Source organism: Vibrio sp. OY15 (assembly GCF_000742455.1).
In the GTDB taxonomy this organism is placed as follows: domain Bacteria; phylum Pseudomonadota; class Gammaproteobacteria; order Enterobacterales; family Vibrionaceae; genus Vibrio; species Vibrio alginolyticus.
In genome coordinates, this window is record NZ_JPIL01000002.1 from 19,374 (window position 1) to 33,416 (window position 14,043).

At 41.2% G+C, this 14,043-nt stretch carries 16 protein-coding genes; 9 read left to right on the plus strand and 7 right to left on the minus strand.

Translation table 11 applies throughout. The features are described from left to right. Window positions 1–5 precede the first annotated feature (5 nt). Both acnA and IJ23_RS03400 read right to left on the minus strand, forming a co-directional pair. Window positions 6–2,729: an aconitate hydratase AcnA gene (acnA, locus tag IJ23_RS03395; protein ID WP_033905384.1), complete on the minus strand. Its 2,724-nt coding sequence runs from the start codon at window positions 2,727–2,729 to the stop codon at window positions 6–8. A gap of 244 nt (window positions 2,730–2,973) precedes the next feature. After that, on the minus strand, window positions 2,974–3,186 hold the full coding sequence (locus IJ23_RS03400; protein WP_005378997.1) for a cold-shock protein: 213 nt from the start codon (window positions 3,184–3,186) through the stop codon (window positions 2,974–2,976). A gap of 472 nt (window positions 3,187–3,658) precedes the next feature. Here IJ23_RS03400 and IJ23_RS25365 point away from each other — a divergent pair, with 472 nt between their 5' ends. Then, window positions 3,659–3,823, plus strand: coding sequence for a hypothetical protein (locus IJ23_RS25365; protein ID WP_165615989.1), 165 nt, complete (start codon window positions 3,659–3,661; stop codon window positions 3,821–3,823). Next, complete coding sequence (locus IJ23_RS25370) at window positions 3,811–4,035, plus strand: hypothetical protein (RefSeq protein ID WP_230623502.1); 225 nt, start codon at window positions 3,811–3,813, stop codon at window positions 4,033–4,035. The genes IJ23_RS25365 and IJ23_RS25370 overlap by 13 nt, the downstream gene beginning before the upstream one ends. A gap of 13 nt (window positions 4,036–4,048) precedes the next feature. Here the strand turns inward: IJ23_RS25370 and IJ23_RS03410 are convergent, their stop codons facing one another. Further along, complete coding sequence (locus IJ23_RS03410; RefSeq protein ID WP_033905386.1) at window positions 4,049–4,258, minus strand: hypothetical protein; 210 nt, start codon at window positions 4,256–4,258, stop codon at window positions 4,049–4,051. Between the two features lie 558 nt (window positions 4,259–4,816). Between IJ23_RS03410 and IJ23_RS03415 the strand changes: the two genes are divergently transcribed. From IJ23_RS03415 to IJ23_RS03425, 3 genes are all read left to right on the plus strand, one after another. After that, complete coding sequence (locus IJ23_RS03415; RefSeq protein WP_033905387.1) at window positions 4,817–5,734, plus strand: permease; 918 nt, start codon at window positions 4,817–4,819, stop codon at window positions 5,732–5,734. A 75-nt stretch (window positions 5,735–5,809) separates the two neighbouring features. Further along, window positions 5,810–6,202 carry an ArsR/SmtB family transcription factor gene (locus tag IJ23_RS03420; protein ID WP_033905388.1) on the plus strand — a complete coding sequence of 131 codons (393 nt, stop codon included), beginning with the start codon at window positions 5,810–5,812 and terminating at the stop codon, window positions 6,200–6,202. 57 nt (window positions 6,203–6,259) lie between these two features. Further along, window positions 6,260–6,703: a pentapeptide repeat-containing protein gene (locus IJ23_RS03425; protein ID WP_033905389.1), complete on the plus strand. Its 444-nt coding sequence runs from the start codon at window positions 6,260–6,262 to the stop codon at window positions 6,701–6,703. A 120-nt stretch (window positions 6,704–6,823) separates the two neighbouring features. On the opposite strand, the gene tnpA is transcribed toward IJ23_RS03425, so the two are convergent. Further along, on the minus strand, window positions 6,824–7,300 hold the full coding sequence (gene tnpA / locus IJ23_RS03430) for an IS200/IS605 family transposase (RefSeq protein WP_372036177.1): 477 nt from the start codon (window positions 7,298–7,300) through the stop codon (window positions 6,824–6,826). On the opposite strand from tnpA, the gene IJ23_RS03435 reads away from it, so the two are divergent. Both IJ23_RS03435 and IJ23_RS23910 read left to right on the plus strand, forming a co-directional pair. Continuing rightward, the gene (locus IJ23_RS03435) at window positions 7,299–8,477 is read left to right on the plus strand and encodes an RNA-guided endonuclease InsQ/TnpB family protein (RefSeq protein WP_033905390.1); all 1,179 of its coding nucleotides are present in this window, start codon (window positions 7,299–7,301) and stop codon (window positions 8,475–8,477) included. The genes tnpA and IJ23_RS03435 overlap by 2 nt on opposite strands. Window positions 8,478–8,602: 125 nt before the next feature. Beyond that, entirely contained in the window at window positions 8,603–8,830 is a 228-nt protein-coding gene (locus tag IJ23_RS23910) for a permease (RefSeq protein WP_230623503.1), read from the plus strand. A 134-nt stretch (window positions 8,831–8,964) separates the two neighbouring features. Here IJ23_RS23910 and IJ23_RS03440 read toward each other — a convergent pair whose 3' ends face one another. Then, window positions 8,965–9,282 carry a CcdB family protein gene (locus IJ23_RS03440; protein WP_033905391.1) on the minus strand — a complete coding sequence of 106 codons (318 nt, stop codon included), beginning with the start codon at window positions 9,280–9,282 and terminating at the stop codon, window positions 8,965–8,967. After that, a complete protein-coding gene (locus tag IJ23_RS03445) occupies window positions 9,282–9,527 on the minus strand; it encodes a type II toxin-antitoxin system CcdA family antitoxin (protein WP_033905392.1) in 246 nt (81 codons plus the stop codon). The genes IJ23_RS03440 and IJ23_RS03445 overlap by 1 nt, the downstream gene beginning before the upstream one ends. A 263-nt stretch (window positions 9,528–9,790) precedes the next feature. On the opposite strand from IJ23_RS03445, the gene IJ23_RS03450 reads away from it, so the two are divergent. Then, entirely contained in the window at window positions 9,791–10,087 is a 297-nt protein-coding gene (locus IJ23_RS03450; RefSeq protein ID WP_033905393.1) for a YkgJ family cysteine cluster protein, read from the plus strand. A 460-nt stretch (window positions 10,088–10,547) separates the two neighbouring features. Here the strand turns inward: IJ23_RS03450 and IJ23_RS03455 are convergent, their stop codons facing one another. Further along, window positions 10,548–12,137, minus strand: a complete 1,590-nt coding sequence (locus IJ23_RS03455; RefSeq protein WP_080773755.1) for a sensor domain-containing diguanylate cyclase — start codon at window positions 12,135–12,137, stop codon at window positions 10,548–10,550. A 380-nt stretch (window positions 12,138–12,517) separates the two neighbouring features. Between IJ23_RS03455 and IJ23_RS03460 the strand changes: the two genes are divergently transcribed. After that, window positions 12,518–14,017: a putative bifunctional diguanylate cyclase/phosphodiesterase gene (locus tag IJ23_RS03460; RefSeq protein ID WP_033905394.1), complete on the plus strand. Its 1,500-nt coding sequence runs from the start codon at window positions 12,518–12,520 to the stop codon at window positions 14,015–14,017. The last annotated feature ends 26 nt before the right edge of the window (window positions 14,018–14,043 follow it).

Consider the following 14,043-nt stretch of genomic DNA (forward strand, 5'->3'; position numbering starts at 1 on the left):
CTTCACTATGACATTTTAGGAATATTAGCTGTCAGCTGCTTCAGAACATATTGAAGAATACCCCCCGAGTTAAAATACTCCAGTTCCTTAGGGTTATCTATACGAGCAGTAACAGGTATGGTGAGCTCAGCACCTTGCGCTGTTACTACGATAATATTGAGCTCCAATAACGGCTTAATAGGTTCGTGGGGGGCAATAAAAACAGTCTCATTACCCTCTAAAGTCAGTGAATTTAATTCATCTGGTCGCATCAGTTGAAGAGGCAGTATGCCCATACCGACTAAATTACTACGATGAATTCGCTCAAACGATTCCGCGATGACCGCTTTCACATTCAATAACAAACAACCTTTTGCCGCCCAGTCACGACTAGAGCCTGAACCATAGTCTTTGCCAGCAAATATTACCAACGGAACGTTAAGTTCGATTGACCTCCTGCTGGCGTCGTAAATAGGAATGATGGGAGGAGCTTTCTCAGTGGTTGACATGTTACAGTCATCCAGTTTGGTATCGCCATAACATCGCGTGACACCGCCTATCGTCGGTAAGGCGATTTTGTTTTCCAAACGTATATTTGAAAAAGTCCCACGAACCATGATGTGATGATTTCCTCGGCGTGAACCATAACTATTAAACTCTTCGGGTGTGATGTTTTTTGAAAGTAGATACTGACCCGCCGGACTATGCTCTGAAATGCGGCCTGCTGGTGAAATATGGTCGGTCGTAATTGAATCCCCCAAAATGGCTAATACACGCGCTGATTCAACAGGAAAAGTCGGCGGTGGTACTTCCAAAAAAGGAGGGCGTTGTATGTAAGTGGAGCCTTCGTCCCAAGGGTAGCAGGGGCTATCTTTCATTGACAATTGCTCCCACTCTTCATCACCTTCAGTAATGTCGCTGTAACTCAATCTAAAGTGGCTCTCATGGACTTGATTTAGCATTTCATCTAGCATGGCTTGGCTTGGCCACAGATCTTTTAGATAGACGGGCTCGTTGTTAGTATTGAGCGCAATTGGGTCTATTTCTAAGTCAATACAGGTCGTACCCGCTAACGCAAATGCGACGACTAAAGGTGGCGAGGCAAGCCAGTTTAGGCTAACAGAGGGGTGTACTCTACCTTCAAAGTTGCGATTACCTGATAATACCGCCGATACATTCAGGCTGTTTTCCAAGATCTCAGTTTCAAGATTGTTTTTTAATGGGCCAGAGTTACCAATGCATGTTGTGCAACCGTATCCAACTCGATGAAATCCCAATAGGTCGAGGTAGTCTTGCAAACCCGTATCATTGAGATATCGAGCGACAGCTAATGAACCGGGGGCGAGAGAAGTTTTGACGTAGCTAGGAATGGTTAACCCTTTTTTAACTGCTGCCTTAGCCACCAAACCCGCAGTCAGCATAACAGCGGGGTTTGACGTGTTAGTGCACGAGGTGATAGCTGCAATGACGACATCACCATTATGTAAGGGTCTGGATGAGCCTGGCTGGCTTGAGTTTGCGGCACCTTCAATAGCACATTGGTCAAGAGTCGCTTGCTTAATGGCGCTGATATTAAGTCTGTCTTGAGGTCGTTTGGGCCCTGCTATTGAGGTACCGATAGCAGATAAATCGACTACAACATTTTCGTCATACTCTGGTGAAGGGCGGTTTGTATCCCACCATAGATCTTGCTCTAGAGCGTACGCCCGCACTCTATCAATCAGTGAAGAAGGGCGGTTTGTCAGGGTTAAATAGGCGATAGTATTTTCATCAATTGGGAAAAATCCGCAAGTGGCTCCATACTCTGGTGCCATATTGGCAAGCGTTGCTCGGTCTGCCACCGATAGAGTTGCTAAGCCGTCACCATAGTACTCAACGAACTTACCAACCACGCCATGAGACCTTAACCTTTCTGTGATCGTCAAAACCAAATCGGTCGCAGTCACACCGGGACGCAATTGCCCATCAAGACGTACTCCGACAACTCGTGGGATAGCGATATTTAGTGGCTGACCAAGCATTGCAGCTTCGGCTTCTATGCCTCCCACTCCCCAACCCAACACGCCTAACCCGTTTATCATAGTGGTGTGGCTATCGGTTCCTATTACCGTGTCTGGTGTTAACACTCTTTTTTCGTCTTCGCGCACAACTTGAGATAGATATTCCAGATTAACTTGATGGCATATCCCCTTACCGGGAGGGATCACTGTCAAGTTACGGAAGTTCTTTTGTGCCCATTTTAGAAATGTATAACGCTCTCTATTTCGTGCCATTTCATGTGCGCGATTTGTTTGTATCGAAGATTCTGAACCTGATTGATAAACAATTAACGAATGGTCTATGACAAGATCAACCGGACATTTAGGCGTTACATAACTCGGATCTCCGCCTTCTTGAGCTACTGCATCTCTTATTGCGGCTAAATCGACTAAAGCAGGTATCCCAGTATAGTCCTGCATCAGTACTCTACTAGGATAGAAACTTAATTCTGATGAATTACCGTTGCTCTCTGAGTCGAGAGCCTTATTTTTAAAGAGCAATGCTTCAATAATTTGAGATGACTCTTTTAAATCAGAGGTTTGTCGCATTACATTTTCAATAAGCAGACGTTTAGTTACGGGAATTTTGGACAGGTTTACTTGATAATCTTGGGCAAGTTTTTTTAATGACCAGTATCTGTATTCTGTACCTTTAAAATTCAGTGAACTTAGATATGTTTGGCGCCATGTTTTCTCGTTGGTGGGTATCATGATTTGTTTCCTTTCAATGATGGTTGACCTTTATAAAAGGCACCTCCTTGTCATAGACTGCTTTCTGGGACACTTTTATATTTCCCATATCCAAATAGCTTTGATCAGCTGAAAATCTATAACCTGAAAGGATCAGAGTTGAATTTCGAAAAGAAGGAAGAAGTTGGAATGGACTTTTACCATCAAACAATAACTAGACAAAAAATGAAGGCAAAGCTATTGATTGCTATGCCTTCTGCCGTATCTAGATGAGAGCCACGTTTGTTGCGTGCGGTCCTTTCTCACCTGGTTCAACTTCAAAACTTACTTTTTGCCCTTCCAGCAGGGTCTTAAACCCATCAGACGAAATCGAACGGAAATGGACAAAAATATCCTTGCCATCACTATCTTTGGTGATAAATCCAAAGCCTTTATTCTCGTTAAACCATTTTACTGATCCAGTTTCTCTGTCAGACATATATACCTCGACTAATCCTATAGGTTAAGGCTCTGGTAACTAGAGCTATTTCATAGTCACTCAAGAGGGCTGTCGCAGAAGTTAAACGAAAAATTTCGAAAATAACTGTGAAAGGAAACTTGTTTTATAATGAAAAAATAACTCAAATTCGCGGAGCTACTTTAAGTATAAGCCTTAAATTGAAAATAGTTAGTTTAGTCTTCGGTCATATTTTAATTTGGCTGTAAGGTTATGATTTTAAAAAGCATTAGTAAGTTTCCAATGCATTCACTAACAAAAAACGACTTTATGCCGACTGCGAGCAAATAGCCGAAGTTGCAACTAGCTAGTTTTTGCGATACTTACAATGCTAATTTAACTAGTGCTACTCACTTTTGTCTATTTTATGCTGACTTGTGTAGTATCATTGTTTATTTCATAGCCAACGTGGATGCGGTGCGAAATTCAGTCAACCATCAAAATAGGATTATATGTGAGCAAATTACCTAACCCGACACAAAAGCAGAAACAACTTGGTCTTAATCCGAAAGGAAAAAGGATTAAATGGATACCAGAAGAGCTTAAGAGAAAGGATGTCCGCAAACGAACAGAAGATATTGAGGAACAAAAGAAGTGGAATAAGGAATGGGGATTGTGAGTTCAAGAAACCTCTCTGAACTTATCAATACGACACTCCTCATGCATTCTGAAAAACTGAGTAACTTGGAAAGAGACATGCTTTCAGGTTTACTCGACCAACTCAACCGTGAACAAGCTTTGACAGACAAACAAATTAAATTTTGTCAAAGGCTAGTACGAAAAACTAAGCAAGCCTGTGTATTTATTGATGACACTCCAAACGAACCGTGATTGCTCGGCAATATCAGTCTTCGATGTTATCAACCCAGCCTTGTTCAAGCATCAATCGAGTCAGAACTTTATCCATTAAATCTTTGATTTCAATTTGGTCAGTACCCTCTGGTGCATGATGCTCTGCGGAACGCTTTGCGTTGGTTAGACTTTTCATGAATATAGATTCGCTATCCATTACGGCGTGTTTCGCGTTGAAGTAAGTGACCTGGTAGGTCGGCATAGTATAATTCCTTTTGTGGGGGGGCGTGAAGATGTGATGTATTCAATATAGCACTTTTTCATGCCTGAGCGTTCTAACTAACTTCGCCTTCTGGGATCAAACTGACTAACCAAGCAGCTGATTATCAAGAAATATGAACGCAAAGTCTACTTCTCCGCCTTTCAATATTATGATGCTGATCGACTCTCGCTGTACTCTCCAAATCCACATACCAACGCGCACTATGACTGACATTTGTCATCGCCCATCATTGTTTTAACAACTCAATGCCGCTCTCTTCAAGATATGATGCCCTGTCCAGACATGTCGTTGGTGTAGACTGTGTTTAGGGATTATCTATTGAAGACAAGGTCTTTCTATGGGCAAATATTGAGCATGCCGTGATCTGAAACGCCCATACTTTTTCCAATACTTAATAAATATCTTTCGACAATAAACTATAGGTCATAAGCAAGCCTATCGATCTCTAACGACTAATAAAATAATATACACACTTGCACAATCGTGCATGTATGTATATTATCCAAAATCTCTTTTTACTTGCTAGAGATTACAATTTTGGATACTAAATTACTTATTGCGTTCAACGAGTTCTTTTATGTAGCGAAAGGCTTAGTTCTTATCATCGCCATCGTGTCACTTTTAACCGGCATCATGCGCGAATACATCCCCCAAAAAAAACTCCAATCAGCGCTGACCAAACACGATAAATGGGGAACCCTTTTGGGTGCACTGTTTGGCATGTTAACCCCATTTTGTAGTGCTGCGGTTGTTCCTGTAACCATGGCAATGGCATCAATGGGCGCATCCTTGGGTACAGTAATGAGCTTCATTATTTCTGCACCATTGTGTAACTTCATTGTATTAGCGATGGTGTATGCCACTTTCGGATTAAAGATCACTGTGGTGTACTTCTTGGTGACGTTCACCGCTGCGGTATTGGGTGGCTACGTGATCTCCAAGTCGCCTTGGAAAAATGAAATCAAGCGTGCCGATGAATTAGAAGACAACAAAAGTAAAGGATGCGGCAGCAACACTTCTACTTGTGGCGCAGCACTTTCTTCTACCTCAAGACCGCGCAATGCAATGGCTGGAGCTTGGTCTTTATTCAAACGAATAATCCCATACGTATTGTTAGGTGCAGCGATCAGCGGATTCTCTGCGGTTTACCTACCAGCGGACTTAGTAGATAAATATGTGGGTGGTGATAGCTTCCAATCTATCGTGGTGGCTTCATTTATTGGTATCCCGCTTTACCTACGTATCGAGATGGCGATCCCGCTACTTAACGTGTTAATAGCTAAAGGAATGGGCTTAGGGGCCGCATTGGCACTAATTATTGGCGGTACAGGTGCCAGTTTGCCTGAAATCGCGTTAGTATCTGCAGTTCTAAAAAGAAAAGCAGTAATCGCGTTTGTAGGGATAGTCTTAACGACAGCGATCATTGGGGGCGCTATCTTCCAATACGTTGTGTAAAATCGGTTACTCTGAACAATATAAAACTCGCGCCACTCATCGAGAGTGGCGCCAATCAGTTGAAAGGGTAAAACCATGATGGATGAAAAATACATTGATTCGTTAAAAGCCTTATCAGAACCAAATCGATTGCGATTGTTCTGGTTGTTCCTGCATGTTGATGAATGCATGGCAGTAGCTGAAGCAATGGACATCATTGGTGAAACTCAATACAACGTATCTCGTAATCTTAAAATACTTTACAAAGCTGGCCTCCTGAACCACGAGAAAAAGGGGAAATGGGTTTTCTACACTTTAAAAGAGCAAACCGCCCCGCATTGTCAAGCCTTGGTCGACTCGGTAAGACATTTACCCGAAGACGATTTCAAGGAAGTGGCCAAACGCTGTCTTATTCGGTTATCAATGAGAGTAGACGGCGAATGTGTTATTGGCCCAGATAGCGAGATATGGCACAGCAAGATTAGCTAAATCAAGATAAAGGGGGGCCTAATATTGGTATCCCCTATGAGAATAGAGGTGTGAAGTATGAATACATACACTCAACAAGAGCTTGATTCAGTTCTTGAGCAACACAAACTGTGGTTAGACAAGCAAGGCGGTGAGCGTGCACAATTATGTAATGCCGACCTAAGCAATCGTACAATTAAAAATGCTGATTTGCGTTGCGCCAATCTCACCCGCACCAACTTCAGTGGCGCCAATTTATCAGGTACGAATATGAATGAGGCTGACATTACTTATGCCAATTTCAGTCACGCTAACCTGAACAACGCAACGTTCCGCGATGCGGATTTGAGAAACGCAGACATGAGTTATGCACAAATGAGTAAGGTCGATTTGTATCGTGCGGATCTATTTCGTACTGATTTTGATCACGCAAATATAAGTGATGAGGCATTTAACCGTGTTGATCAAAGTAATACCATCATTGAACTACGTAACCCAAACCAGCAGTGCTTCACCACATAAAAGTTACTCTGATCATCGAGTTACCTATGGATGTGTTCCGCATAGTAGTACCACCTTTAATGGCTAGGGTGCTCCCTGCGAAAGAGCAGGGAGGGGAATAGCCAAAGGTGCGATAGCGCCTTAATGCGGTCTATCCTGTTGCTCGATGTACTGACGAATAACAGTTAGTGGCGCACCTCCACATGTTCCAGCAAAGTAAGACCGACTCCAAAGCACATTCTTACCAAACGCTCCTTCTACATCATTAAATTCCCTGCGAATCCTGCGTGAACTGGTTGCTTTTAACGAGTTCACCAATTTTGCAACGCTAGGTGTATTCGGAGATGTTGATATTAGCAAATGAACATGGTCAGGCTCTCCGTTAAATTCCTTTAGCTCCGCATCAAAGCCCAAACAAAGCTCCCTGAAAGTCGCCTCAAGACTTTGTAGATGCAAATCTCCAAACACTTTCTTTCTGTATTTTGTCACGAAAACGATATGTAAATGCAGTGAATAACAACTATGCCTGCCCTTATTAAAATTATCGCACACTGATATTGTCTTTTGTATGTAAGTTGATAATATAAATACATTATCAAGATTCACACTGATTGTCATGTTAATACGCAAAGCATACAAATTTCGGTTAGAACCTACCGCTACCCAAGCGGCTAGACTTGCTGTGCTTTGCGGTCATGCTCGATTTGTGTGGAATCAAGGCTTGCGCCACTGCTTAAACAAGTTGGACTCTGGCGAGAAGATCCCGAACTACGCTGAACTGTGTAAGCAACTCACGCAATGGAAGAAAGAAGACGATCTTGCTTGGCTCAAAGAGGCATACACTGACAATCTACAGCAAAAGCTCAAAGACCTTCATACGGCTTGGATGCGATGCTTCGACAAGTCATTAGCTGCTGATAAGCCTAGATTTAAAAATAAAGGCAAAAACCAAGATTCAGTGCGCTTTGTTAACTTCAACAAATACTGCGAACTAGATGGTAAGCGTGTAAAGCTACCGAGCAAGCTTGGCTGGCTGAAGTTTCGCAAATCACAAGAAGTACAAGGCAACATTAAGAACTGTACTGTTAGTTTTAAGTCTGGTCACTGGTATATCTCGTTCCAAGTTGAGCAAGAAATTGATGAACCTAAGCATACCTCTAGCTCTGCCGTTGGTATTGATATGGGTGTTGCCAAGTTAGTCACATTGTCAGACGGCTCATATCTAAAACCGCTTAACGCATTCCGTAAGCATGAAAAGCGCTTAGCTGTCGAACAGCGCAAGCTATCAAGAAAGGTTAAGTTTTCTGCTAACTGGCAGAAACAGAAAGCCAAAATTCAAAAGCTACACACTCTCATTGCGAATTGTCGCAAGGACTACTTACATAAAGCCTCACATCAAATCAGCAAGAACCACGCGATGATAGTGATTGAGGACTTACGTGTATCAAACATGTCTAAGTCAGCAAAAGGCAATGCAGAAAAGCACGGTAAAAACGTGAAAGCTAAGTCAGGGCTGAACAAATCAATACTTGATCAGGGTTGGTATGAGTTCAGAAGACAACTAGAGTACAAGCAATTATGGAATGGTGGTTTAGTTGTCGCTGTGCCAGCGCAATACACAAGCCAAACCTGCCCTTGTTGCAGTCATGCATCGAAAGATAACCGTAAAACTCAATCTCATTTTGAGTGTATTAAGTGTGGTTACACCAACAATGCAGATATTGTTGGCGCATTAAATATTTTAGAGCGGGGACACCGCTTGTTAGCCTGTGGAGAGTCGGCGTTAGCCGCTTGATGAATCAGGAACTTGCACCTAAAGCAATTTAGCGTGCGCCCATGTAATGGGAATCCCCTAGCGAATCAGCTAGGGGAGGATGTCAATTAGGCGCAGGTCAGTGGTGGTCGGTTCCAGTTTCAGTATTGATTGGTATCCCTCTGTATTCTAATGCGACGGGGGTGATTCCTATCATGGAGAGTCTACTGAGAAATGGTCTTCCCATTAGTACGACATTAGCGTTTTGTATGAGCACTGTCGCTGCGAGTATCCCTGAATTTGTCATGCTGAAACAAGTGATACAATGGCGGCTTACTGGGATTTCTTTTTGGTCTACTGCTAACAGCGTTTACTGTTATGGGGTGGATATTTAACTTACCATTCTGGCAATTTTAGGGGATAGAAATGAAAGCATTTAAGAGTGATTCCCCACGCTTGGCATTTTTAGTTTGGGTCAAGTTTAGTGTTTACGGCGTCCAAGTTAAGTGTCGTGATTGCGTGGCTGGCGTTATATGCCCGTAATAAGAAAGTCGATAGCAGAGATGATCTCGTCTCTAAAAGTGCTTAGATTGCTTACAGGTTCTCTTAGAATTTTGGTTGGTACACTTGCCATTTGATGCGTCAGAATTACGAAGTCACCTTCATCAATATGGATTATGGGGCATAGATGACTGGGTGCTTTTTTCTCTAACAGCTCAATAGGCGTCAACGGAATAACTAACCGAGTGTTCAATGTATCCAGCAATCCACTTTGAACGTCAACAAAGTATGGATATGCGGTTGCAGTGTTTTTATCGTTGTTTTTGTATAGCGAGAATTGTGACATTAGAATACTCGGTAAGAATCAGAAAATAGTCCGTGATTTTCAGTTAGCTCGTTACAAGCATTAATGGCCTCAGAATTTTGCTTTAACCATTCAGCTTTAAGGCGTTGACGTACTTCTTTTTCAAGTGCCTTTTCCATTGTTGCCGAAAGGTTTATATTTAAGCGTTTAGCCTCCGCAAGTAACTCACTGTTTAAGCTTAAGTTTGTAGCTTTCTTTGGTGCTTGCGTACTATATGCGTTTCTCATGATAGTAACCTGTGCGTATTGTGTGTGCGCATAAATTATAGGTGCAATACAAGCATATAACAAACTGTTCGAGATGGCTTCGTAACACTTGGCGCTTTCACTCCAAGCCAGTTTAGTGTTTATGACACAATTGTTTAACTAAGGTATTAGCGTGGTTGATACCTTTACAGGGCATTATGATCCACAAGGTAGCGAACATCAGAAGTAAGGTAGTTTGTACTAAATTACGGTATTATGTGTAATTAATCAAAATGTAGCTACTTATGAACATACCCACCTTTTCTACACCAGCTTATTCCTCAAATATATCTTGTTCTAACTGTAAAGCATGCTGTTGTCGGCTTGAAGTAATGATCATTTCTGATACGGGAGTACCAGAACAATTCATCAAACGTGATCAGTATGGTAGTGAGGCAATGCTGCGTCTAAGTGATGGTTGGTGTGCTGCTTTAGATAGAGATAGCTTAATGTGCAAAATTTATGAAAATCGTCCTTGGATATGTCGCGAGTTTGAAATGGCTTCAGATGAATGTTTGGATGAGCGAGATAAGTTCATATAAATCATATTGCTAAGGTTTGTTTTGTTCGTAAAATTAATCGCTCAAGAATGATTCGGCACACGCGGCAATTTCAATATGCGTTTGATGTTTATAATTAAGGTGCTGCAATATTACGTTCCTTACTCTTAAAATTGGGTTCGTGCTCAATACAGTAAAATAAAGCTTTAGAAGCAGATGGCATCTCTTACTACTCGCTACTTGAGGAACGAGAAATGAGCTAACCTGTAAAAAATTATGTTTTTTACATCGAGACTACTTACATGCTGGATTACGAGATAGACGAAGCTTGGTAACAAGTTTCGCTTGCTTGACTTGACAAAAAATGCTTATGGGACAGCTCAACCTAATACACTTGAATTTTAAGAATAGAGGTATCTTGAAGTTGTAAACTTTATATGTTCGCTAAGTCTGAATTAAGTTACAACGAACTTAGAGTAAATGACACATTAAATTGATAGAGTCAGTTAACCTTATGCACCTCAGTTCTATTTCTACCGTTACGTTTTGCTTGGTAAAGCGCATCATCAGCACCTTTAAGAATAGCGTTGATCGGTTCTCTTTCTGCAAACCATTGAGACATGCCGATAGAAATAGTTACGTGACCTACGACGTCAAACTCGTTTGACTCAATGGCTTTTCGGATTCTCTCCGCAACGTATTCAGCTTGACGTATGTCAGTTTTAACTAAAAAGACCATGAACTCCTCTCCGCCAGAGCGGCAGACAATATCCATCTCTCTCGCCTGAGCCTTGATAATATTTGCCACACTGACAAGTAAGGCATCACCGGCATCATGGCCAAAGGTATCATTGACTTTTTTGAAATAGTCAACATCCAGAGCGAGCACAGAAAATGGAGTGTTTTGTATACGCAAGTTATCAATGGCTTTATCTAAACCTCGACGGTTTAACAGCCCTGTCATTGAATCCGTTAAAGTATCGATATGCAGTTGGTCAATGGTGTTGGATACAATGTTGAATGCGCTGAGAAATGAACACTTTAGATGTGAAGCTTCAAAATACCAAGGTTTAACTTCATTTAAGTCTCGTATAGCAGAAGTACGGTTTTCAAAGCTTTTGACTACATTAGCTAGCTGCCACAACGGTTTTGAGATAAAAGCCGCAGATATCCAAATAACTAAAAGCGTGATGGCTCCAATTGGAAAAGTTTCTACAAGCACATCCCACATTTGGTCGTTAAGTACAGAAAAAGTTAAGCCTTCTGATTTCTGTGCAACTATCCCCCAACCTGAAGCATTAACTGGTGCGTACCCAGTAAGCATATCAATACCCTTGGAGTTAATGATGGCTTTACCACCTTTATTTCCCTGAATAACATCATTTATCGCGTCATTATTAACAATGACTTCTCCCACTCTTTGCCGATCAGGGTGATAGATCAATGTCTGATTCTTATCCACAACGTAGAGGTATGACCCATCTCTATAGCTATGTTGCCCAAGTATGCTCATTAACATGTTCTTCTTATCGAGATAAATAGAGCCACTGACATATCCTAAATACTCTTTTTGTTCGGAGAAAATAGGGTGGGAAATACTTATCAGATAATTACCTGCAGGAGATACGAAGGGATCAGTCACGATTGGAGACTTAGCTTTCAATGATTGTAGCGAACTTTCACTTGTTAATTGGACACCTTTCACTTGTATTGCTTCAGGTGAAACGGCAACAATAATTCCCTTCGCATTGACGATGACTACAGAGTTAAAGGTATTGGTTTGGAGCCTCAACCGATCCACTTCTTGTTGCAACTCATCGGTATCTCGCACCTTACTTCTAAGTATAAGTGCGCTGTATTCCAATTGTGATAGTGCTGATTCAATGAAAGTGTCCGTCATTCTGGCCATTTTTTCAGCGTAAACACGATTGGATTCAATGGTGTTAGTGACAGTTAGTTCACGTTGAACATAATATATGGAGTAAAAAGCGTTTAGAAGGGTGACCATCATACTAAAGATGCTTAAAAGTAGTATCAGTTGTCTTAAATTTAACTTATCTCTCAGCCACTTTGATTCCCCCAGGTATTCCATAAATTAAGTCATCCATTGGTCTATTAAAAGTGATTCTACTCGTAACTGTACATCGATTAAATCCAGTTTGAACAGATTTGACAGTTCAGTTATGTTTGAGATGCAACTTCCTTATTAGCTTATATCTTTCTTGAAACTCATATAAGCAACATAGATGGCAAACATACAGCCACTAAGCTCTAAACCTGAACCATATTAGGAGGGGGCAATTAGAGGTTCTTGTTACGACGAAACGTCAACTTAAGCCGTAAAAGCATGTGTCTAATATGATTTTGAAAATTTAATTGATATGTTGCTAGCTTGATATGCAATGTGGTGATAGTTTACTTATTTAAGTATGCTCTTAACCTTGGGCTGTACACGAGTAATTTGTGGTTTATATGAAAAAAAACTTTCTCAGCTCCGCTAAGCTCGTTTTGTCCTACTTTGCATTCGCGTCAATGTGGGTATTGTTCTCAGACAAAGCGGTAGAGCTTCTATCTAACAATCAACAAGTATACACCTTGGTTCAGTCTCTAAAAGGAATGCTATTTGTTGTGATCACCTCTTTCTTGCTGTGGGGGCTGATAAAAAAGAACAACAGGTATATTGAACGAGCCAATGACATTGACTATGTAACCGGTTTACATAGCCCCTACGTCTTTTTTCGCTATTTGGAACAAAAGCTTCGTAATACAAAAAAGGATGAACATTATGTTTTATTTCTTCTCGATATAGACAATTTTAAGCCCGTTTCCGACCGAATCGGTTTTGTAAAGAGCAATCTGTTTCTAAAAGATATCGCACAATCGATTAACTCTTCTACTGTTTCTCCACTTTTCTCTTCAAGGGTGCATTCTGATGGGTTTGCTTGTTTGATTCGCATGGAAAGCGAAAATCAAGTTGATATGCACTTAGCACTTATTCAAAGGCAGTTTAAGCAAAATTCAAAACGCCATGGTATTGATTTGACATGCTCCATTGGTGTTGCGCTTTATCCATTTGATGGGGAAAGTGTAAAACAGCTCATGTCGTCAGCTAAATATGCACTTGCTCAAGCAAAAATCACGAAAAATACTGTCTGCTACCACGACAAAGAACTCGCTAAACATGAGCTCCAGAGACAGCAGATGACTTCAGACTTACGTAACGCAATACGAGAAAACCAAATACAGATTGTTTTTCAACCAAAGTATTGCCTTAAAGATAAGAGAGTCGCTGGAGTTGAAGTGCTCTCTCGATGGAAACACCCCGAATATGGAGATATATCTCCTGCAGTATTTATCACACTGGCAGAAGAGAACAATCTCTGCAGCGCTCTAACAGAACTAGTCCTCAAGCAAGCATCAAAGCAACTTAGAGAAACTCAGCTTCTAGGACGAGCCATTCAAGAGGTATCAGTGAACCTTTCTGCTACTGAGCTAAATAGCATTGAAGATATGCATCGTATCGAAAATTACTTAAAAAAAGATCTTGATTTTGCACAATACCTCTGCTTGGAAATCACAGAGACAGCAACGTTAAACGATGTTGATCAATGCGCAAGTCTAGTCAGAGAACTCAAGAAATCTGGTGTAAAGTTCTCTATTGATGACTTCGGTGTTGGCTATACCTCATTTGCAATATTCAACAAGTTGGATGTCGATGAAATAAAAATAGATCGAAGCTTCATTAAAAACATCGCTATTGATTATCGCTCAAGAGCGATCACTTCCGGCATCGTCAACATCGCAAAGGGATTTGGTATTCAAGTCGTTGCTGAAGGGGTAGAGACCCTTGAACAGTTGTGTGTTCTAGAAGAGTTAGATTGTGAGCTAGTTCAAGGGTTCTATTTAAGTCGTCCAATCCCCATTGCTTTATTGGATAGAAAATTAAATAACATCGCAAATGTTATAAATTAAGATGTTGTATTCCCCTCTCTGCTCTT